Raw genomic sequence first — 21,213 nt, forward strand, 5'->3', positions numbered from 1 at the left:
GCATATACGGGGTTGGAGGTTTTTTTGTCGTAGTAGACACATCGAACAAATGTCATATTGGCAGCGCAAGGATACTATTATTTTAAAAAATCACCTGTTTTTTAAACTTTTAGAAGGGAGTGTCGTTATACTGTTCGACAATCTACTCGTGCGCACGGTAGTTGGCCAAGTACGAATGGAGGCAGGTAATGATGCATGTAGTTATCCAGCAATTGTGCAAAAAATATGGCAGTAAACAAGTACTGAACGGAATTAACCTGACATTGGGTACGGGTATGTTCGGCTTACTCGGTCCCAATGGGGCGGGAAAATCGACATTGATGCAAATATTGGCAACAGTAATACCGAAAACATCAGGGGATGTACAAATTGGACATTGCAAGCTTGGGCGGGATGAACGTGAAATTCGTGGCTTGCTTGGCTACCTGCCACAAGAGTTTGGCGTATATCGCAAGTTGACAGGCGCAGAATATCTCGATTATGTCGCGTCCATGAAGGGCATTACAAATGGAAAAGCCCGGAGGAAAGCAGTAGCCGAAATGTTGCGCCGAGTCAATCTGGAGGAGAAGCGCCATGTGCGTATAGGCAAATATTCTGGCGGGATGCGGCAGCGCATCGGTATTGCCCAGGCGTTGCTAGGTGATCCGCAGTTCATTATTGTGGACGAGCCTACGGCAGGGCTTGATCCCGAAGAACGCATGCGATTTCGTGATATGCTGACTGAGCTGGGTAAAGATCGTACTGTGCTACTGTCTACACATGTCGTCGCCGATATTGATAATAACTGTAAGAGTATGGCGATTATGAGCGGAGGGCGCATCGTATTTCACGGTACGCAAGAACAATTGCTCCAGCGTGTGCAGGGACAAGTGTGGACGGTCCAAGTGGGTGATGAGAAGCTTGCAGAGCTCAAAGAAACTGCAGCCATCGTGACTGCAAAGCGTTCAGGAGCCGGCTATGAGGCGCGTGTTCTTGCCAGTTCTGTCCCATTACCTGGAGCAGTCCAGGCAAAGGCAGGACTTGAGGACGGATATATCGCGGTCATGAGAGCGGGGAATAGCCAATGAGCCTGATTCGCTATTACAAAACAGAGTGCAAGCTACTGCTGCGTGGCCCAGGCTTGTATCTAATGCTGGCAACTGTGGTCGGCATCCTGTATTTGATGTTTCAGACCGCCGATGCCAAATTGGATCGTGCAGTATACGTGATGGATATTTCTGAGGTGTATTGCCTTGTAGCCCTCATTATTTTGCCTTTGCTGGCAACAGCGATAGCACGGCGGGATGAAGAATGGAAGACAGCAACCATGATGGCTACCTTTCCGTATCGAACATGGGAAATGGAGGCTGCACGCTTGCTCTGTGCTGTAACCCTTCCGTTAGCAGCTGCGCTCGTGCCGATGGGGGCTTATGTATGGTTGGTCGTAAATGATGGCATCTCATGGGGAATGCGTGAATGGTATACCTCTGCTGTATTGGCTTCCTTTGCCATCCCGATGTTATTTGCAACTGTAATTGCCTACTTAGTAGGTATCCTTATCCGCAAGCGATACAGTTACTTGATCAGCTTCGTCCTGTTGCTTAGCTTGGCAATTATTTTACCGGAATTTTTTAAGACCGATCGCCCTTCTTTTTCATTACCCCCTCATACGCAGATTTGGTTCGATTATTCACTAGTTAAATATATTGGTAAGTCTTACTCACGTATGTGGGGATTTATATATGATCCGGCATTTTGGCTGCATCGCGGCATCGTTGCAGCTTTAGCAGCAGGAATGGTCATGACTGTTCTACTTGTAGTATGTAGACGCAGGCGGGAACGGGTCAAGGCATGGCTGGTCTATCCCACGATGCTGATTCTAGGTGCAGCATTGTTATGGGCAGGTAGTGCGATGTACGGATACCTGCAGGAACGGGCAGATATTGCGGATGCCAATGAACGTTTCTATCGCGAACGTCTTACTTCAGCCAATGATATCACGCAACAGCGTGAATTGGAGCAACTGCTCGTTGCTGGAATTGCAGCGGGTAAATATTCGGAGGCGGATATTGAGGAAATGTCTCGGATCACCCTTAACACAAACGGGAATACCAGCAATCCGCTCTCGGTATCGCATATTAAAGATCTGCTTGTCGGAATGAAGTTCCAGGATCTACACATTAACAGCTACAAGCTGAAGTTGGAATTACTGCCGCGGCATGGGTTAGAAATACAGGCGACGATGCAAGCAAGCAATGGACAAGCGGCAACACTAGAGCGATTCCCAATCATGCTGCGACATATCTTTGATGTACAGGAACTGAAGGTGAACGGTGCTGCTGCTGCCTATGAGTGGGAAGAGGCTACAGATGTACTTTGGATCAAGCCTGCAACGGATGTTATGCCAGGGGAGCATCTGGAGATCGAGATGACATATAGAGGTACCCTAAATGATTGGCGGCATTATTATTCCGTCGCTCCTAGCAGGGATAGATGGGAGCAGATCGCTGTTGTCGACGATAACAGGATTTTCCTGCCAGCTTTCTATGGCTGGTACCCTGTTATCGGCAATAGCCGGCTATCGGAATTGCTTACCGATCACTACGAATGGGGGCGTCACGCTACAGATATTCTGGACACACAACTGCCGCGCCCTATGGCGGGCTTTGAAGTTGCTATCACAGGGCCAAGTGGCTTGAAACTGTTCTCCAACGCCTCTGTCATTACTAGTAAGATGGCTGGAGAGAAGGGAGCGACCATCACGCGCCTGGAGCTGGATGAAGCAAGCGGACTTACATTATTTGGGGGCGATCTGCAACTTGCAGAAGCGACGGCAGACGGCAAGACGTTGCGTCTGTTGGCATCTGGTCAATTGCCTGCCCGTTCTGTCGAAGAAGCAGCACAGTTCGCAGCCAGGCATTACGCCCAAGCGGCGCGTACTTTGAAAAAGTTGGATGGAGAAGCTGCAACGAGTTTTCCCCAGACGGTTACTATGGCACTTGCCGATTATCCGTATTATAGTTTGAATATGGTGAGTATGAGCACCCTTGGCATGGTAGATGCATCAGTTGGAGGTCCGGAAGCTCGCGATGTCCACTTTTTGTCTAAGGTGTCTGTGTCAAGTTATTTTGGGGCGGAAATTGATCGAGGGAAAAATGGGAATATCCAACTGAGAACGGGGCAGTACTGGCTTGATTACAGTGCCAAACGTAGAGAGATTAGAAATGCGAGAATGTTAAATTTAAACGCCCAATATACACTGAATAACTTTTTTCAGGCTTATAACGAGCTCAAGCTGGTCGGAGGGAAACTGCCAGATCGACTGTTCGAACCTGTTAGCAGCTATTTTTTGAACGGTACACCGAATCAGGTTTATGACCTTATGAATACCATATACAGCCAGTACGGTATTGAAAGTGTCTACGATGTCATCAAGCTTGTCTTTGACAGTATTGGCACAGAGCAGCTAATCGAGGACAGTGATGAACAAATGGAAGCGCTTCTGCGAGGCTATTTGCAAAGGAAAATGGAGGGAGGACAATGAAGGTTGCCCTCATTCTTTTGTCCCGTGCAAAATATGCTTGGCGCATCCTATGGGGCGGCTACTTGCTAGCTATAGCTATTATTGCGGCGCTGATAGCAGCTGGTTGCCTCATGCTGCCAATGATGATGCCCTCTCCTGGTTTTTATCATGTCAAAGTGGCTTTTATATTTGTGCTGCCTTTACTTGCGATTGCCTTGAGTGCTGCCTTGTTCGCCGATGATTTCAGTGAGGGTACTTTTGCCCATCATTTCAGCTATCCATATTCACAATTACTCGTGTTCGCCGAGCGAGGAGCGGTCGCTGCGCTATTGCTAGTTATCTATGAAGCAGCGTTGCTCTGGGCAATTGACCGCTGGGCGATCGTTTTAAGTACGGCACAACTAGCTTACATAATTAAACATAGCCTCAGTGTGAATATGTTCCTTGGCGGTCTGGCGGCATTGGGCAGTCTGCTAGGGCGCAATATGGCTGTCGGGCTAGGAGTGGGGGCAACGGTGTGGCTGCTGGAGTATTTTATGTCCAGTATGCCGCTCAATCGGTACTATTTATTTCAAGCCGTCTGGCCGGTGAGCCGGTTCACAGATAAATCGCATAACGCTATCGCATTATTTGCAGCAGCTGGAATACTGCTTTTCTGCTGTATGCTTCTATTGGGGAAAGGCAGAGGTTGGCTCGTGTGCAGGCAATAGTGCTGAGCGAGAAAGGAGAGAGTCAAGTGAACAGCAGGGCTGTTGTTACGGATGAGCAACTGCTCGAGCAATACAAGCAAGGAAATACAGCCGTGCTGGAGTTGTTCGTCTATCGGTATCATCAGACCATCTATGCGTATTTATACCGACTGACCAGCAAGCGTCAGCTCGCAGAAGATTTGGTGCAAGAGTGTTTTGTCAGAGTATTCACGGCTTTGCAAGCTGGTCGGTTGCCTGAACGGTTTCGACCATGGATTTATCGAATTGCGACGAACCTGTGCCGTGATGTATGGAAGTCCGGAGCTTATCGTTATGAAGTAGCGGCTAAGGATACCGGAGTGTATGATGCGGCAGATGGCGGTAAGGATACGGTAGCGTCTTTTTTAGACAAGCAATATGAGCGTGAAGCAGTCATTGCTGCCCTTGGCGCTTTGCCTGAGGAGGAGCGGCAAATTGTTATTTTGCGTTTTTATGAGGAGCTCAAGCTGGATGAAATAGCCGAGTTGCTGGAACTGCCGCTTGGAACGGTCAAGTCCAAGCTGTATCGGGCGTTCAGGCGACTGGCCCATACATTGCAGAAAGGAGAGGATCAGGATGAGTTACATATCCGGAGCCGGTAGCGCCGATAAGGCTAGTCGCGACAGTCAACTGCACAGGGAATTGCAAGAGCAGCGGCAACTAGAGGAAAAGGGTGAAGCAGCAGCGGATCGATGGGAGCATGACCAGATCGGAGCCGTATTTAGCCAACTGGATCGCTATACCGTCGATGGTCCCAGCGGCCAGCAGACGGAATCTCTGCTGGCGCTTGCCGCCACATATGCCACACAGCCTGAGTGGGCGGTTGCTGTACCCTCTTCCAAGCTAGTGGCAAGACATGACAGACCTGGGCGGCAAGCAACAGTCGCTATATCTTTACCAGTAAGGCTTATGCAACGCATGGCAGCTCAGGTAAGGACGATGCATTGGCTGTTTTGGCTTACATCAGCGCTTATGATTGGCATAGGAGCAGTCGTTGAGGGGCTGGTAGCAAGTGAATGGTTCAGTAGCTCTGCCAAGCCGGATGTATTTTTATTTACGATTCTGTTGCTTCCTGTAGCCAGTGTGGCCTATTCACTCCGATCCATGCATACGCCAATGAGTGAGCTTGAGGCGACCTTTCCTGTTACACCCGTACAGCTTATGGTAGCCAGAATAGGAACCATACTGCTATATGACCTCCTTCTAGCGCTGTTGTTTTATGGAATACTCGTTATGACGGGTACCAGCGGTGAATTCGGATCTAACACTACTTTACTGATCACAGATCTATTACTGCCGATCTGCCTGAGCGCTTTTGCAGCGCTGGCTGCAATGCTTCGTTTCGGGACATGGCCTGGTACCGCGGTTGTCCTCGCAGTGGGCGTCATCCAGTTTTCCGCTGGCGAGAGGCTTGGCGTATTTCAATTGTTCAGCGAATACGGGTCCGAACACTGGCTTGCAAGCAAGCTTGTTGCTGTTAGTCTGGCAATAGCGCTTGGTGTTATAACAAGTATTTTGCTGCGCCATCGGCATTATTACAAGCAATATGGATAGGAGGGAAGAGTGGTGCGAGGAGCTGAACTAAAACTTACCGCGGTTGAACTTCTTGCAGATAATGGTCACCTGCTGCTAGGGGATGTGAATTTGGCATTGCCGCCAGGCTGGTATGGTCTGGAGGGCGCCAATGGCAGTGGAAAAACAGCATTGCTCAAAGCGATAGCTGGTCTATACCAGCCTGTACGCGGCCTGATTACCTATCAGCTTCATGGCGTGACGTTGTCAGGCAATTCTTTCAAGCCTTATCTGGGCTACAAGCCACAGCAGGCAGCGTACTATGACAATATGAATGTCGAGGCATACTTGCGTTATGTGGGTGAGATGAAGCTGATGCCACGGGCGACCATTGAAGAACGATCTCGTGAGCTATGTGAACGGCTCGGGCTTACTGCCGAGTGGAAGACGCCCATTCAGCGGTTGTCAGGCGGCAACAAGCAACGGCTTATGATTGCTCAGGCGATGCTTGCTGATCCATGGTTTCTGCTGCTGGATGAGCCTCTCTATGGCATGGATATCGAGATTCGTTTCCTGCTGCTAGACACGTTGTACGAAATGACACCTGGCACAGTCGCAATCTTTTCAGGCGCTTTGGAGGGCCTACAGGGAGGTTGGTTGGATGCTGTGATCAAACTTGAAAATGGTACAGCGGCGCTGCACTGATGCAGCGCCGTTTTCTATATTAAATCATCCTGCTGCGGCTGCGAAACTTGCCTGGCGGATAGCCAGACATTTGTTTGAACCATTTGCTGAAGGGGTGGATAGAGTCGGCCTCTAGCTGGCTGGCAATGGAGACTCTTCTACTCTTATCATTGGCAAAGAACGGGGAGTTTTGAACACAAATAAAATAATGAGAAGTGACAGATTGCTTGGGTAGTGTTGGGATAATATCAATAATTGGCGAACCAGCCGATGGAATCAATGGCGTGATTTTCTCTTTGATTGGAGATTTTTTGGTACCTTATTGTCAGTACAATCATACAGAGCAAAAAAAGGAGGAGAACCCAGAATCATGCACACCAAGAATAAGGGGAAGTACAATGATTTTTCGAGATATTTACCTGGATAGCTAATTGTTGCGGAAGAAGACGAAACACTTCCCTTGGCTCATCCTGATTTGATGTTGTTTTTGCTTAACACCACAAATGTAATTGATAGTGTTGATTATAGACTGTTCAAAATAAAGGAAACAGCTATCGTTCAATTTTTTGTAACGGACGCATTTAAACAACTAGTGGAACTCCATGACCTTAAGGGCTTAGATTTCTCAGAGGTATACGATTCAGCTTTTACTGCAGAAAAAGAAGAAGAGCAAGAACGTAATTACCAAGCTGCCCTTGATTTCATAGAGCGCAATAAAGGAATTGAAGTTTCATATGATGAGGCTCGTTTCCTTATGGAGCAGGAAAAAGTTGTTGCCAGCGGAAAGTGGAGAATGCAACTAGATGAGAATGGGGAGCTATGGCTTGCGAATTTGACACCTGATTTGATTTATTGCTGGGGCCAGCCAATTTATATTCCTCCTGTGTTAATGCTTTTTCAATGGCATGAAGTAGAGAAGTCTGAAATTAACTTATAGAACCCGGTGGAATGAAATATACTCTTATGAAGCTTTATCATGATTTTTAAAAGGCTAAGCGCTGAGCTTAAAGTCATAAGTTAGATCTGTTAACACTAAAGTTTTACAAAGGCGACTTATCTGCGGACGGGTTGCTTTTGTTTTTTTCAGTTCCCATCAAAACAATATAGTCCTGAGCGATCTGCTTTTCCAAATCATTGAATACTATCAATAAAGATAACCGTCAAACAATAGAATATATGATATAATGACGTGGTTGTTATAAGGTGCAATTTTAATATGAAAAATAGGATGGGCAATATGAAGGGTTATCTTTATAACGTGGATAAAAAACGATTGATTATTATGGTTATCGGCAATGTATTTCTGGGCATGGGAATTAGTATTTTTAAGCTGTCCGGCATGGGGAATGATCCCTTTAGCGGCATGGTAATGGCACTTGCAGAGTGCGTGGGTATAACATATGCAAATTTTCTGATCTTGCTGAACCTGGTATTGTTTGTAATCGAATTCATAACCGGACGAAGGTATATTGGAGCAGGGACTTTTGTAAACGCAATCTTTTTGGGGTATATCGCTACGTTCTTTCATAGTACTTGGCTATCTCTGTTAGGCGAACCTCAGCTGTTATGGCAGCGGGTGGTCGTCGTAGCGATTGGCGTGGTGGTATGCAGTTTTGGGGTATCCCTGTATCAGACATCGGCTGTGGGAGTCGCTCCTTACGACAGCCTGTCCCTGATTATGAGGGATAACGTCCCGAAAATATCTTATTTTTGGCACCGGATGTTTACGGATGCTCTTTGTGCTTTGATTTGCTTCCTGGCAGGAGGCGTTATAGGCTTAGGTACTCTAGTGTCCGCACTTGGTTTGGGACCCATTATTCATTTTTTTGATGTGAATTTTACGGAGAAGCTGCTGGCAAAAAAGCGTCCAAATTAAGAAAGGCGGGGCAGACCAATCTGCCCCGCCTTTACTGTAATTTGAAGGTCCATTTTTAATGAGTAAATGCACTCTTAATGTTATTTTTTTTATGAACATCTTCCGTGCCGCTATCCAAGGCGGTCTTGTAGTAGAAGCATTTATGGTCTATGACTTCCATCGTTTTTTTCAATTCTTCCATCTGTGCTTCTACAGAAGCTTTCCGTTCCAAGAACATGTCATATCTCTGCTGCAAGGTGGAGTCCCCTTCAGAGCACCACTCAATGAAATGTTTTATTTCCTTAATCGGCATCCCGGATGACTTCAGGCATTCAATTACTTTTAAAGCGTCCATATCCGTTTCTTTGAAAACGCGTTTCCCGCTGGGGGTTCTTTCTATAAAAGGCAAAAGTCCCTCCTTGTCATAGTAACGCAGGGTATGTGATGTCATATTAAAATATTCTGCAACTTCACTTATGGAGTATGTTTTCATCATCTATCTCCAGTCTTAATTATATTTTGTGCTTGACTTAGAGTTAACTTTAAGTAATAACATAGGTTTTGTAAAGTCGACGTTACAGCTTTTTATATTAACTAGAAGAGAGGTTTCACTATGATAAAAGTAAATGCACGTGCTACATTCAGTCAGGAAGGTCCGTTCAAGCTAACTACAATTGAACGCCGGAATCTGCAGCCGCACGATGTTCTTATTGAGATTAAATACGCTGGCATTTGCCACTCGGATATTCATACAGCCCGCGGGGAGTGGGGACCGGTTAAGTATCCACTTGTTCCAGGGCATGAGATCGCCGGTATTGTCAGCCAGGTCGGTTCCGAAGTTACAAAGTACGTAGTCGGCGATCGTGTAGGGGTTGGTTGTATGGTTGACTCCTGTGGAGAGTGCAGTAATTGCCAGAAAGGTGAGGAGCAGTATTGCCTGAGTGGAAATACGGGCACCTATGGGGCTATCGACCGGCACGGTCACTATACACAGGGCGGGTATTCCACGCACATCGTTGTAACAGAAGACTTCGTAGTCCGGATTCCTGACGCTATTCCGCTTGACGCAGCTGCACCGCTTTTATGCGCAGGAATCACCACCTATTCACCGCTGCGCCATTGGGGAGCCGCTCCCGGCAAAAAAGTAGCTGTAGTGGGTCTTGGCGGGCTTGGGCACATGGCTGTGAAGATTGCTCATGCCATGGGAGCTGAGGTTACTGTGTTATCACAGTCACTGAAGAAGAAGGAAGACGGATTGCAATTAGGAGCGGATCATTATTATGCGACCAGCGATCCGGAGACATTTAAGCAGCTTGCCGGTTCATTCGATCTTATTGTGAATACAGTAAGCGCACAAATTAATATTGATGCCTATCTTTCACTTCTGGCATTGGATGGTACATTAGTCAATGTCGGTGCGCCCGCTGATCCATTGGCAGTTAACGTATTCTCGCTGATCGGCCACCGCCGTTCGTTTGCCGGGTCGATGATTGGCGGAATCCGTGAAACGCAGGAAATGCTTAATTTCTGCGCTGAACATAATATTGCTTCTGAAATCGAGGTCATTTCTGCTGACCGGATTGATGAAGCTTGGGAGCGTGTGCTTGCTTCAGATGTCCGTTACCGGTTTGTCATCGACATCAGCACGATGGGGAACGAATAAGAGACGTCCTCTTTCTTGACGTCGGTTCGTGGCCACAACCTCAAGAAATTCGATAACATAGCGGGAAATCACTAAGGAGCTGGAGATCTCACGCAGTTATGTTTCGAGAAGAGAAAAACGGCGTTGCTGCATACAGCAGTGTATGTGTATAAATGCTAAATAGGCAGAGCAGTGCTTCTACCAGTGGGGTAGGAGGGCGGCTCTGCTTATTGTCGTTACTGCAAGTGAATATTTTGGATCAGCTGATTCTGCCGTTTTTATGAAAAAGATGATTCTTTAAAGGTTGGAATTTTTAAAAATCAGGTTGAAAAATGCTATTTTCCCTAAAAGAAAATCATGACACAATAATAATAAAGCGCTTACTTCATTAAAACATCCCAAGTTCATGAAGACTCTATACCACTTTTTGAAAATATTTACGATATTAAAAGTCGTATCTGCTGGCCGAAATTGCGGATTCCAAGCAAAGGTTGAAATTATTAAAAAAGTTGGTACTAAACGTTTAACTCAATAACTTAAGGGGTCAAACGGTTAGACATATCTATGTAATTATGAAGGGGGAGAGGGAAATGAAAGTAGGTAAAGCATTCGGGGTAGGTATTCTTTCAACTGCACTAGCGTTAAGTGTCATTGGCTGCGCGAAAGACGAGACAAACACAGCAACCAAGGCATCTGATGCACCCAAAGCATCTGAGAACGCAACCTCCAAGCCTGAGGAGAAGGTCAAGATTATCTATTCGATGTGGGGAAGTGCGGAAGAGGGAAATGTAACCCAGGGAGTGGCGGATAAGTTTAATGCTTCTCAAGACAGAATTGAAGTAGAAGTACAAGCAATTCCTTGGGAAAACTACATGACTAAGCTGAATACAATGGCTACGGCAGAGCAATTGCCTGATACAGGGATGCTCAGAGAAGATGGGGTCGTTCAGTGGTCTACCCAAGGCATGCTGAATGATGTAAATACAATGTACGAAGGAAGCGACAGCAAACCACTGGATAGCTTAGCCTACAAATATCAAGGGAAAACCGTAGCCTACGCGGCTGCCAATGAAATCTTACTCCTCTATTACAACAAAGATATGTTTGACAAGGCCAATGTACCCTATCCCCCAGCCGCTTTAGACCAAGCGTGGACATGGGACGAATTTGTAATAACAGCAAAGAAGCTGACCCTTGATAAAAATGGTAAACATCCTGATGAGAGTGGCTTTAATGAGCAGAGTATCGTACAGTTTGGCGCATCCGTTGAAAACTTACCATGGCAGCTTGAGACCTGGGCGCTTGGTAATGGTGGAGGGTTCTATTCGGGTGATGGGACTGAGGTGAGAATTGGAGAAGACGCCAGTATAGAGGGAATTCAGAAGGTTGCAGATCTTTACTTGAAGGATCATGTTGCTCCGTTGTCTGTCGGACAGACTGATGATGGCATTCAACGAACCATCATCGCGGGAACTGTTGCCATGGCTACTAACGGTGCGTGGAACGTGGGAACTAGTCTGAATACGGCCAAGAATGAAGGCTTGAACTATGGCGTTGCAGTATTGCCTTACATGAAGGAAAAGGTTACCCTCAACACGGGTGGCGCCAATGTCGTCTTCTCCCAGACTAAGCATCCAAAAGAAGCGATGGAATGGCTGAAATGGTACAACTCAGAAGAAAATAACTGGGGCCTCATTAGCTCGGGGATCTGGATGCCGACGCTGGAGAAGTGGTACACGGATGAGACCCTTACCCGTAAATGGGTCGAAAATCCTAACTTCCCTGTTTATGACGAATATAAATCTGCAGTAGTCGACTATGCGCAATCACCTGCTGTGAAGTCCGCAGCGTGGTTCTATACGAATCATACGACAGAGTTTAACACCTTGCTCGGGTCGGTTCTAGGGGATGTATGGACTGGAAAGACGACCGCTAAGGATGCTATTTCTAAAAATCTCGATGCGTTGAAAGCAGCCCATTCAGGCAATTAGTAAAGTTCGTAAAAGACTGGCCGCTGCCAAGCTCACACACGCGGCGGCCATATTATGATCTTCAGGTGGGGAGATAGAGATGGAAATGATTAACAAATCTCCGAAACGTCGTTCACATATTCATGCAGGTGAGGCACGAGCCGCGTATATATTATTGATCCCTGCCTTCATTGGGCTGATCTTTCTAACGTATCTACCTCTTATTGGGGTGCTCGGGATCAGCTTAACGAATTGGACGGGACTTTCAGACCCCAAATTTGTTGGCTTCGAGAATTATATTAATCTATTTACCACTGATCCTTATATTAAAGATTCTATTATCGCTACGGTCTACTTTGCCGTCTTATCGGTAGTTGGAGGCATGATTTATTCACTTTTTATTGCGATGCTACTGAATCGTAAAATTCCGGCTAGAGGGTTTTTCCGGGCTGTGTTCTATGTACCGTACGTTTTGCCGGCAGCCGCAATATATGTAGGATGGTCCTGGTTATACGAAGCTAATTTTGGATTTTTTAACTTTATTCTCTCTGAGATGGGTTTGAACAAAGTTTCTTTTATCGCGGATTCCAGCTATGTCATTCCATCCCTATCCTTGATTTCGGTTTGGCTGTCAGGTAACTTAATTGTTATTTTCTTAGCTGGGCTGCAAAATGTTCCGGTCGTCTACCATGAAGCGGCTGAAATGGATGGTGCGAATGGATGGAAACGATTCTTGCATATCACTTTACCGTGCATGTCGCCCATTATCTTTTACAATTTGCTAATGAGCTTGATTGCCAATCTCCAAATTGTTACGCCGGCTCTTTCATTAACGAATGGCGGCCCGGGTAATTCTTCACGCTTTTTAACTTATCTGATGTATGATCAAGCTTTTGTAAATTATAAATTGGGGTATGCTTGTGCGACAACAGCCGTTATTTTTGTTATTCTTGCAGGCTTTACTGGTGTATTATTCAAAACCTCCAATCTATGGATCTTTAATGAAGGAGGCGATGACAAATGAGTGTAGCCTCATACGGAAGATTAAAGAGCAAAAAACGTAATAGTCAATGGATGAACCTGATCTCGTTTGTCGTTGTTATTTTTTTTACTATACTCGTGCTCTTTCCAATCTGGTGGATATTTCGCACGTCGCTCATGTCGAATGCCGAGATATACCAATATCCGCCTTCACTGCTGCCAGGAAATTGGTTGTTTTCAAACTATGCAGAAACGCTAGAGATCTTTAAGTTTTGGAAATATTTATGGAACACTATGATTATTATTGTACCCGCCTGTTTGGCAGGAACCTTTACAGCGACTTTATGCGGTTATGCCTTTGCAAGACTGCGTTTTCGGGGCAAAAAATTGATTTGGGCTCTTTGTGTCGGTTCGATGCTTCTACCTGCCATGGTTACACTTATTCCGCTATATATTGGGTGGACGAGAGGTTTAGGAATTCATGACAGCTATCTGCCGTTGATTTTGCCTTATTTCTGTGGTGGCGGGGCTTTTAATATCTTTTTGATTAGGCAGTTTATCATGTCTATTCCGAGAGAGCTTGATCAAGCAGCAACGATCGATGGCGCTGGATATTACCGCATTTTGTTCAGCATTATTATGCCGGCCATTAAATCTGCGATGATCGTCGTCGCATTATTTATCTTTATCGGTTTATGGAATGATCTACTTCAACAGATGATTTACATAAACTCAAGCGATAAGTATACGATAGCCTTGGGACTAACCGCCTTTAGAGGCCAACTAAAGCAGGACTGGTCGCTGACGATGGCGGCTACGTGTATGTCCTTTGCGCCGGGCGTCATTTTTTATCTGATTGGTCAAAAATATTTCGTAGAAGGAATCACGTTGACGGGACTGAAAAATTAGCTTCAATGTACACCCATCCGTTAAATTAAAGAGCCTCATCATTTTCTTGTATGCCACTTCAAGATAACACTGGTCATTGTATTGAAAACGAAAACCTGATGCACTTATCGATATCTTTGGCTCCGAAGCTGTATCATGAGTTCTATAAGGCGAACATGATAAAGAAGCAACTTATCTGCGGATAAGTTGCTTTTTGGCGATACGTCATTCTTTAGCTAGTTCGGCTCTTTTATTATTCAGAGCGGTTCTGCTCAATCATTAGGTTGTACCTCTTCACAAGCAGCTTGTTGAAAAAATAAAAACATAACCCGTTAAGGAATCCTATTACGGTTGAACTGAATGCCGAGATTAGATATCCTTCATTTTCTACATTTGAAACAAGATTAATGACAATAATTGAAAGAATTAGACTGAAAGCAAAACCTCCCAAGGAGAAATATAACAAATTGAGTAGAAAAACTCCTCTTCGCTTCTTAATCAAGCTTTCAATAAAATCATTTAAATAGATAATAAGTAAAATACCATAAACTAATAATAGGGCAATAAGCCCATAGAAACCAGCAGGTGGTGGCTTATCCGCAAGAGCAAAAAAGATGACAGTCCAAAAAAAGAAGAATGTGAAGAAATTTATCGTTTTAATTTTTTTTAACAGCTTCAGGTCCATAACATTGGTAAACCTCGCTTTTTAGTTTTTTAACAAGGGAACTGTTTATTCTATTATTACCTGTCTATTTTATCAAAACAACATAATTATTTCTGAAATAGATTCATTTTTTTAAAACATTTTCATGAATTTGCAAAATTAAGCGATGAATTAATTTCAGTTATTCAAAACTCGTGTAAATATTGTAATTATTTTCTGAAAAAATTGTAAATGTTTCAGAAAAAAATGGGAGTATAGTGTGATAGTACAAAAAACAGCTGACTGTATTTCTATTCTCCGCATCATTGGTTTTAGTATTCAGAGAGTATAGCTTTTCATTATTTTCAGGAAGGATTTGATTAATGATGAGTAAAAGTAATTTTTTTAGATTTGAGCGTAAAAATGATGATTTTCCATTCTACAGTGAACTGCAATCCCCTACTCTAAATTTGAAAACCAGCCTAATATTTCTGATAGCTGTTGCTGCAGGTTTTGCATTGTTTCTTATTGGGTTTGGAGGTACTTATGGACATCCTTTTATAAATGTGATTTTCCCATTAGCAGCAGTTATCTTTGTTGCACGGAGTCAGTGGACATTACTTTTCAGAAAATTAGTTGCTAAAGATATTATATTAATTCTTGGGACGTACATTGTAAATCTTATTGTGACCTATGGTGTTGGTTTTATTATTACGAAATTATTTAATTTTAGTGCAAATCCAGTGAGTGAAGGATTCAATGGTAATTTTTCCGATACAATTACGACGTTCCTGACAATGCTCCCGATGCTTTTTGGAGAAGAATTAATAACGATCCTTCCATTCTTAGTCATTTTGTACTTAGGAGTAAAAAAACTTAAACTGAACAGAAAGTCTGCGATTATCTTAGCGTGGATTGTAGTATCCATTATTTTTGGCGCATACCATTTACCAACTTATAATTGGAATATTGCACAAGCCATTCTCGGTATCGGCATTGTACGGATTGTTCTGCTCTATCCATACATTAAGACTAAAAACATTTGGACATCGTTTATAGTGCATGTGCTAAATGACTGGACACTTTTTGGATTTGCCTTTATGGTTTCAATGCATCATTGATTAGCGAATTCCATGTAAAAATTGTAATCTTTTTCTGAAAATACTGTAAACCATCCGGGAAATGACGGGATTATAGTGTGATAGTAAGAAAATGACTAAAAGGAGATCTTCAAAATGGAAACTCAAGTTAAAAAATTCACAACTAAAAAGCGGATGTCCGTACTTTTATTGTCAGCAGCACTGGCTGCAGTTGGCACAGCGGCGGCTTTACCCGTGTCTGTCGGATCAGTTCATGCTGCATCCACTACTGCAACAATAACCTCCAGGGTGAACGTCCAGGTTAAAGGTAAAGCAATCGGGACTCAGGCTTTCCTAAGCCCATTAGGTAATACACTCATTCCGCTTAAAGACGCAGCGCAAGCATTAGGCGCAGCTGTTAAATACGATAACAAAAATCATAGTGTAGAGCTTACCCTGGGAGAGAATACTGTAAATTATTCAAAGGATATCGACAGTACACTTGTAAAGTTAAATGGAAGCGGTCTGGGACAAAGATACGAAGCTCAGGTAATCGGAGGAACTTCTTTTGTTGCAGTGCAAGCCTTGGTTGAACCTTTCGGATATTTGGCCCAATGGAACGGACAAACCCGTACTGTCAATATCACGAATGCAGGAATGAATGAACTGACTATAACTGCCGGTAAACTCCAGTCTTCTAATTCCCATAAGGATGTAACCATCAATATCGTATATCCAGTTGTATCGCAGCTTGCGAATCAAAATGCCGAAGTGGCAATTAATAAAGCGGTGAAAGCTCAGGCACAGAAGTTTCTAGATGCCTCGGAAAAACAACTGGCTAAGTCTGGTGCTCCAGCGGAAGGAGCGACATACGATTTCGAACTGGCCTACAAGGTGACTTACAATCAAAATGGAGTGATTAGCTTCCTGCTTACCAATTATCAATACCTCGGCGGAGCTCATGGAGGCGGCTCACAAACAGGTCTTACTTACTCTCTGCAGGATGGTAGGACAATGAAGCTGGGAGATTTGCTGAAATCCAACAGCAATTACAGTCAGGTTATTAAGAAATCACTTCAAGAACAAGTCCAAAAAGGTACTGAGTCTTCTATCTACTCTATTGACCTGTTCAATAAGTTAACTAAAGATTCTAATGCATACCTGGATAACTTCTACTTGACTAATGCAGGATTCACTGTGTTTTTTGTTCCAGGTGATATAGCAGAAAGTGTTGTAGGCAGTCCTGAATTCAAATTCACATGGGCTCAGTTCCTTTCGAATAATGCGGATCCGTTCGCTGCTTATTAGGTCGGTTTTTGACTTGACTTCAATCGTTTTTTTTCATCGTTACTTTATCACAAAAGAGTTTTTTTAAAAGCAACTTGCCAACTGGGAAGTTGCTTTTTTTGTTGAGTTAAGTAGGGGGGACTAAATGATTGCCTAGCATTCAAAATTGACCATGCACCGGAAACTTGCGGAGCCGCGACCACTCCTGCTGCAGTTTTTTAATAGGAATGGAAGAGAGAGTGGGCTATTCCGGGGAGATTTATATAAATTCAAAGATAAAATCCTATATGAGATAGAAACAATCCTTTTTGCGGTAGTTGCTAGCCAACATGTCTTATAGACTAGTTAATGCAAGGAGTCCCGTATAATTTTTGAACGAGGACTTTGCATATTCAGTCAAAAGAAGGAGAGTAAATTCATATTATGAACACAGTAACACAGATAAACAACAGCAAAGACAAGCAGACGCATTTTATTCTCAACGGTAATCTTTGGAATATTATGGTCCAGTTATCATGGCCCGCTATCATCGCAATGGTCCTCTATGGCTTAAATGCGGTTATTGCCGCTGTATTTGTGGGAAGATTTGTCGGAGAGGAAGCACTGGCTGGGGTATCGGTAGCTTATCCTTTAACCCAGATCAGCTTGGGACTGGGCTCCTTGATTGGGGTGGGTGCCGGTTCTGCTTTAAGTTTAGCCCTCGGCAGGCAGGACAAAGAAATGCAGAAGCGTTTGATGGGGAATGTTAATTATCTGTCCATCCTTGTAACGCTTATCTATATGGTATTGGGTTTGCTTTTCTCTACACAGCTGGTGCGAATCATGGGAGGAGAAGGGGAAACTCTGGCTCTTGGAGACAGCTATTTTAGAATTACGGTGATTGGTTCATTTTTCTGGATTTATGGACTGGCTGCCAACATGATTGTACGTGCCGAAGGGAAAATGAAATCGGCAGCCGTGGTAATGGGCATTGGACTGGCAGTTGATGTATTGTCCAATTATATTCTGGTAGCCTGGCTGGATTTTGGAGTAGAGGGTGCTGCCTGGGCTACAAATATCGGGATGCTGGTCTACACCTTGCTGGGATGGATTTATTTTGGCAAAGGATTTGCCTCATTCCGAACGAATGTCTTTGCAATCTATCGGGATGCTGCCACAATCAAATCCATAATTGGTCTGGGAATGTCCTCTTTCATTATGAACTTTATGAATCTGGTACAGGCTGTTGTAGTATTTAATGCACTGTCGAGATACGGGACTACAGCAGATATTGCATTTTATGGTGTGGTTTTTCGTGTATTCACCTTCCTGTTGACGCCGATATTCGGATTAATGCGCGCCTTGCAGCCAGTCATCGGCATAAATTTTGGAGCAGAACAGTATGAGCGCGCCATCAAAGCCTATAAAATATTCACCCTTGTCTCCATGCTGCTGACTTTGCCTTTCTGGATAATTTCCATGATCTCGCCGGCTTCCATTCTGGGGCTAATGCTGCCGGATCAAATCTTTAAGACCAGCGAAATGTTATATTTCCGGTTGAACATGGCGGTTCTGCCGTTATTGTCGCTCATTTTTATGGCCATGACCTTTTTCCCTGCGATTAATAAAGGGAAGCCGGCAGCCGTTATCGGCATCACCAGACAACTTGTTTTTTATGTGCCAGTGATGCTTGTTTTGCCAAGATGGTTAGGCGTCTCCGGAGTATATTGGGGTTCGCTTGTAATTGATTCTGTGGTTGTAGTGTGGACGGTAATCCTGGTAACTAAGGAATTCACCCGGCTCAGAGCTAAGCCCAAGCTAGCCAGGACTTACAATATGTGAACGCAAAATGCTGAAACTTCTGCTTTGCCTGGTGGCCGATTTAATAGATATACCCTAAAAGAGCCTTGGAATTATAAAGGCTCTTTTTTGTGCTACTGGTTGACATTATAAACAAAAAGAAAGTATGATATTTTAAATCGTAATAATTACGAATAAAAACAATGTGTATTTGAATTGATTTGTGGATAATGAATGGTCACAAGCGGACTCTATCGTTCCTCACGAGAACTTCGAGCGGCAATTAGAGCAGGTTGAACTGGATTCAGAAAGGATCTTTTGGATTTCTTGAAAATAACCATTTTAAAGGAGCTTCAATAAATAATGAATAAAAGCAGCACCAATCAACGTCTACCCAGAGCAAAAGGGATTGATATGGGTACCTATTATACACCCAAAGAATGTGCCAAAAAGGTTAGACATCTCGTCCTACCCGATATGAATCGAAAGATTGTCGAAGAATTCATCACAATCTTAGGTATGAGGGAAAGATTTGAAGAACATCGAGTTCCCATTCCCAATAAAGTGGTTATGTATGGTCCACCGGGCACAGGGAAAACACTGACGGCATTTTATATGGCTCAAATGCTGGAGCTTCCACTTATCCTGGTTCGACTTGATGCAATTATTCACAGCCATTTGGGCGAGACTGGAAGTAATATCCGGAAAATATTTGAGTATGCCAAAGCATCTCCTTGTGTTCTTTTCCTGGATGAGTTTGATGCCATTGCAAGAACACGGGAGAGTAATGACGAGGTTAAAGAAATGGCTCGTGCGGTGAATACACTGCTGCAATGTCTCGATGATTTTGGTGACAATAGCATTTTTGTAGCAGCGACGAACCTAGAAAATGAACTGGATAGAGCTATTTGGCGAAGGTTTGATACAAAAATGATTTATGCTAACCCGGATGAATCAAGTAGGCGTCAATATGTCGAACTGTTAATTAATGACTTTGAAAGTGAAGCTGGGTTGATGGAGGAGGCATGTGAACGTCTTTCCGGTTGCAGTTTTGCTGATATTGAACAAATTGTCCTGAAAGCGAAACGTAAGGCGATTATAGAGCATTGTCTGCTAAAACGAGAGCATATTGTTCTATCCTATGAAGAATACAATCCTTCCTTAAACTAATTGTGGGATTATAAATACAGGACATTGTAATTGGAACAATTCAACGAAAAAAAAGAACCCCAGCGACGGAATTTTTAATCGCTTGGGTTCTTTTTAAATCCATCAACTGATATTAGGTGTAGATTCTCTTAGGATGAGTTTGGTATAAATATGAGAAACCTGATAGGGTTGCTTCGGATCATGAATTCGGGAAAGTAGCATTTCAGCTGCTTTGACACCCATCTGATTACTATAAATATGAACAGTAGTGAGATGGGGTTCTACAATGCTTGATTCAGGACCATTATCAAAACCACAAATGACGAGGTCATTAGGAATGGAAAGCATATTTTTGAGTGACTTCATAAAGGTAACCGCAATATAATCGTTAGCACACACGAAAGCAGAAGGAAGCTGATTGATTTGGCTTAGCTTAGCATCTGCCCACTCCGGACTCGAAAAAAATAGTCGATCGTCATCGAGAATACATTGTGAGAGATCGAGATGAATCCCAGATTCTATCAATGCGCGATTAAAGCCCACCCATCTTTCATTAAAACTCCTACAGTGATTATAGTCCCCGATGAACCCCAGTGATGTGTAACCGCCATCAATTAACTTTTTTGTAAGTTGATATGTGCTGTGTTCGTTTTCCATGAGAAGTACATCTGCTTGGAATTCAGGGTAGCAGATATCTGCAGAACAGTCGATGAAAATAGTTGGAATGCCTAGACTTGTAATCAGCTTACTATATTCGGAATTGAACAACTCAATACAAATAATTCCGTCTACATTGGCGACATCAAAATTATTTGGAAGAGACAAGGACTCCTGATCAATGTCTCTTATAATGTGCATGGATAAATTATATCCTTCCGCGCTGATTCGTTTCTCCATGCCACTGATCAGTTTCGATCCAAAGTGGGAAGTGTTAGGTAAGTTTTCTGTTAATAAAGCGATATTTCCAGAGTTTCTTGGTTGAACACTCTCGGTGTCCATAAAAGCAAATTGTTTATATTTTAACTCTATCGCTTTCTTTATAACCTTGTTTCTGGTTTCATCAGGTATACCATTCGTTCCATTTAAGGCTTTGGAAGCTGTATTTCTGGAGATTCCTAAAGCATCCGCGATGTCTTGTATGGTTACTTTTTCCCTGGCCATCTATGTAATTCACCTCTATATTCTTGTTCTTAACCTTCGCCACAAATAGTGTACTATTTGTCATGATTCCAACTCTCTTTAATGTATATTAGTTTACTCAAAATAGCAATATAATATTTACAAATGCACAATTTAGTTTACATTTTACCAGTGGGTAAGTGTGCGAAAAAGGTAGTTTTGTTTTCGTATTAATGAGAATATGTTGACTTTAAAGTATACAATCCTATTTAAATTGGCTGTATTTGTAATTTTGTAAAATTTAAAGCGTCATTTATGAACAAAATATTTTGTCATATGCACATAAATATTTTTACAAAATGTATTGACGAACGATTAAGTGTTTGGTAAATTGT

Annotated in this window: 18 protein-coding genes; 16 read left to right on the forward strand and 2 right to left on the reverse strand. The window is 43.4% G+C overall.

The features are described 5' to 3' along the window. The first annotated feature begins 188 nt into the window (after nt 1-188). From NSQ55_RS07065 to NSQ55_RS07100, 8 genes are all read left to right on the forward strand, one after another. A complete protein-coding gene (locus NSQ55_RS07065) occupies nt 189-1,067 on the forward strand; it encodes an ABC transporter ATP-binding protein (RefSeq protein ID WP_249267678.1) in 879 nt (292 codons plus the stop codon). Further along, the gene (locus NSQ55_RS07070; protein WP_339172229.1) at nt 1,064-3,523 is read left to right on the forward strand and encodes a hypothetical protein; all 2,460 of its coding nucleotides are present in this window, start codon (nt 1,064-1,066) and stop codon (nt 3,521-3,523) included. The genes NSQ55_RS07065 and NSQ55_RS07070 overlap by 4 nt, the downstream gene beginning before the upstream one ends. Further along, on the forward strand, nt 3,520-4,212 hold the full coding sequence (locus tag NSQ55_RS07075) for a hypothetical protein (protein WP_076302149.1): 693 nt from the start codon (nt 3,520-3,522) through the stop codon (nt 4,210-4,212). Before NSQ55_RS07070 ends, NSQ55_RS07075 begins: the two co-directional genes overlap by 4 nt. A 26-nt stretch (nt 4,213-4,238) precedes the next feature. Further along, nucleotides 4,239-4,832, forward strand: coding sequence for an RNA polymerase sigma factor (locus NSQ55_RS07080; RefSeq protein ID WP_076125358.1), 594 nt, complete (start codon nt 4,239-4,241; stop codon nt 4,830-4,832). Beyond that, the gene (locus NSQ55_RS07085) at nt 4,807-5,784 is read left to right on the forward strand and encodes a hypothetical protein (protein WP_339172234.1); all 978 of its coding nucleotides are present in this window, start codon (nt 4,807-4,809) and stop codon (nt 5,782-5,784) included. The genes NSQ55_RS07080 and NSQ55_RS07085 overlap by 26 nt, the downstream gene beginning before the upstream one ends. A gap of 12 nt (nt 5,785-5,796) precedes the next feature. After that, complete coding sequence (locus NSQ55_RS07090; protein ID WP_339172236.1) at nt 5,797-6,447, forward strand: ABC transporter ATP-binding protein; 651 nt, start codon at nt 5,797-5,799, stop codon at nt 6,445-6,447. 439 nt (nt 6,448-6,886) lie between these two features. After that, a complete protein-coding gene (locus tag NSQ55_RS07095; protein ID WP_076141168.1) occupies nt 6,887-7,363 on the forward strand; it encodes a hypothetical protein in 477 nt (158 codons plus the stop codon). Between the two features lie 279 nt (nt 7,364-7,642). After that, nucleotides 7,643-8,302 carry a hypothetical protein gene (locus NSQ55_RS07100; RefSeq protein ID WP_248547753.1) on the forward strand — a complete coding sequence of 220 codons (660 nt, stop codon included), beginning with the start codon at nt 7,643-7,645 and terminating at the stop codon, nt 8,300-8,302. A 55-nt stretch (nt 8,303-8,357) separates the two neighbouring features. Here the strand turns inward: NSQ55_RS07100 and NSQ55_RS07105 are convergent, their stop codons facing one another. Next, complete coding sequence (locus NSQ55_RS07105) at nt 8,358-8,774, reverse strand: MerR family transcriptional regulator (protein ID WP_076185357.1); 417 nt, start codon at nt 8,772-8,774, stop codon at nt 8,358-8,360. A 120-nt stretch (nt 8,775-8,894) separates the two neighbouring features. Between NSQ55_RS07105 and NSQ55_RS07110 the strand changes: the two genes are divergently transcribed. The 8 genes from NSQ55_RS07110 (at nt 8,895) to NSQ55_RS07145 (ending at nt 19,720) form a co-directional block, all read left to right on the forward strand. Then, nucleotides 8,895-9,944, forward strand: coding sequence for an NAD(P)-dependent alcohol dehydrogenase (locus NSQ55_RS07110; RefSeq protein WP_339172243.1), 1,050 nt, complete (start codon nt 8,895-8,897; stop codon nt 9,942-9,944). Between the two features lie 569 nt (nt 9,945-10,513). Further along, nucleotides 10,514-11,914, forward strand: a complete 1,401-nt coding sequence (locus NSQ55_RS07115) for a sugar ABC transporter substrate-binding protein (protein WP_339172245.1) — start codon at nt 10,514-10,516, stop codon at nt 11,912-11,914. Between the two features lie 85 nt (nt 11,915-11,999). Continuing rightward, nucleotides 12,000-12,917, forward strand: coding sequence for a sugar ABC transporter permease (locus NSQ55_RS07120; RefSeq protein WP_339172248.1), 918 nt, complete (start codon nt 12,000-12,002; stop codon nt 12,915-12,917). Then, nucleotides 12,914-13,783 carry a carbohydrate ABC transporter permease gene (locus NSQ55_RS07125; RefSeq protein WP_339172251.1) on the forward strand — a complete coding sequence of 290 codons (870 nt, stop codon included), beginning with the start codon at nt 12,914-12,916 and terminating at the stop codon, nt 13,781-13,783. The genes NSQ55_RS07120 and NSQ55_RS07125 overlap by 4 nt, the downstream gene beginning before the upstream one ends. 1,005 nt (nt 13,784-14,788) lie before the next feature. Next, complete coding sequence (locus NSQ55_RS07130; RefSeq protein ID WP_076193517.1) at nt 14,789-15,526, forward strand: CPBP family intramembrane glutamic endopeptidase; 738 nt, start codon at nt 14,789-14,791, stop codon at nt 15,524-15,526. A gap of 114 nt (nt 15,527-15,640) precedes the next feature. Next, a complete protein-coding gene (locus NSQ55_RS07135; protein ID WP_339172255.1) occupies nt 15,641-16,792 on the forward strand; it encodes a DUF4163 domain-containing protein in 1,152 nt (383 codons plus the stop codon). A 402-nt stretch (nt 16,793-17,194) separates the two neighbouring features. Continuing rightward, nucleotides 17,195-18,592 (forward strand): MATE family efflux transporter, encoded by a 1,398-nt coding sequence (locus NSQ55_RS07140; RefSeq protein WP_280752628.1) that lies wholly within the window; start codon nt 17,195-17,197, stop codon nt 18,590-18,592. Nucleotides 18,593-18,913: 321 nt separating this feature from the next. Next, nucleotides 18,914-19,720 carry an ATP-binding protein gene (locus tag NSQ55_RS07145; protein WP_175619978.1) on the forward strand — a complete coding sequence of 269 codons (807 nt, stop codon included), beginning with the start codon at nt 18,914-18,916 and terminating at the stop codon, nt 19,718-19,720. Between the two features lie 102 nt (nt 19,721-19,822). Here NSQ55_RS07145 and NSQ55_RS07150 read toward each other — a convergent pair whose 3' ends face one another. Next, nucleotides 19,823-20,860, reverse strand: a complete 1,038-nt coding sequence (locus NSQ55_RS07150) for a LacI family DNA-binding transcriptional regulator (RefSeq protein ID WP_076279555.1) — start codon at nt 20,858-20,860, stop codon at nt 19,823-19,825. Between the last annotated feature and the right edge of the window lie 353 nt (nt 20,861-21,213).

This window comes from Paenibacillus sp. FSL H7-0943 (assembly GCF_037963265.1).
Lineage (GTDB): Bacteria > Bacillota > Bacilli > Paenibacillales > Paenibacillaceae > Paenibacillus_AQ > Paenibacillus_AQ odorifer.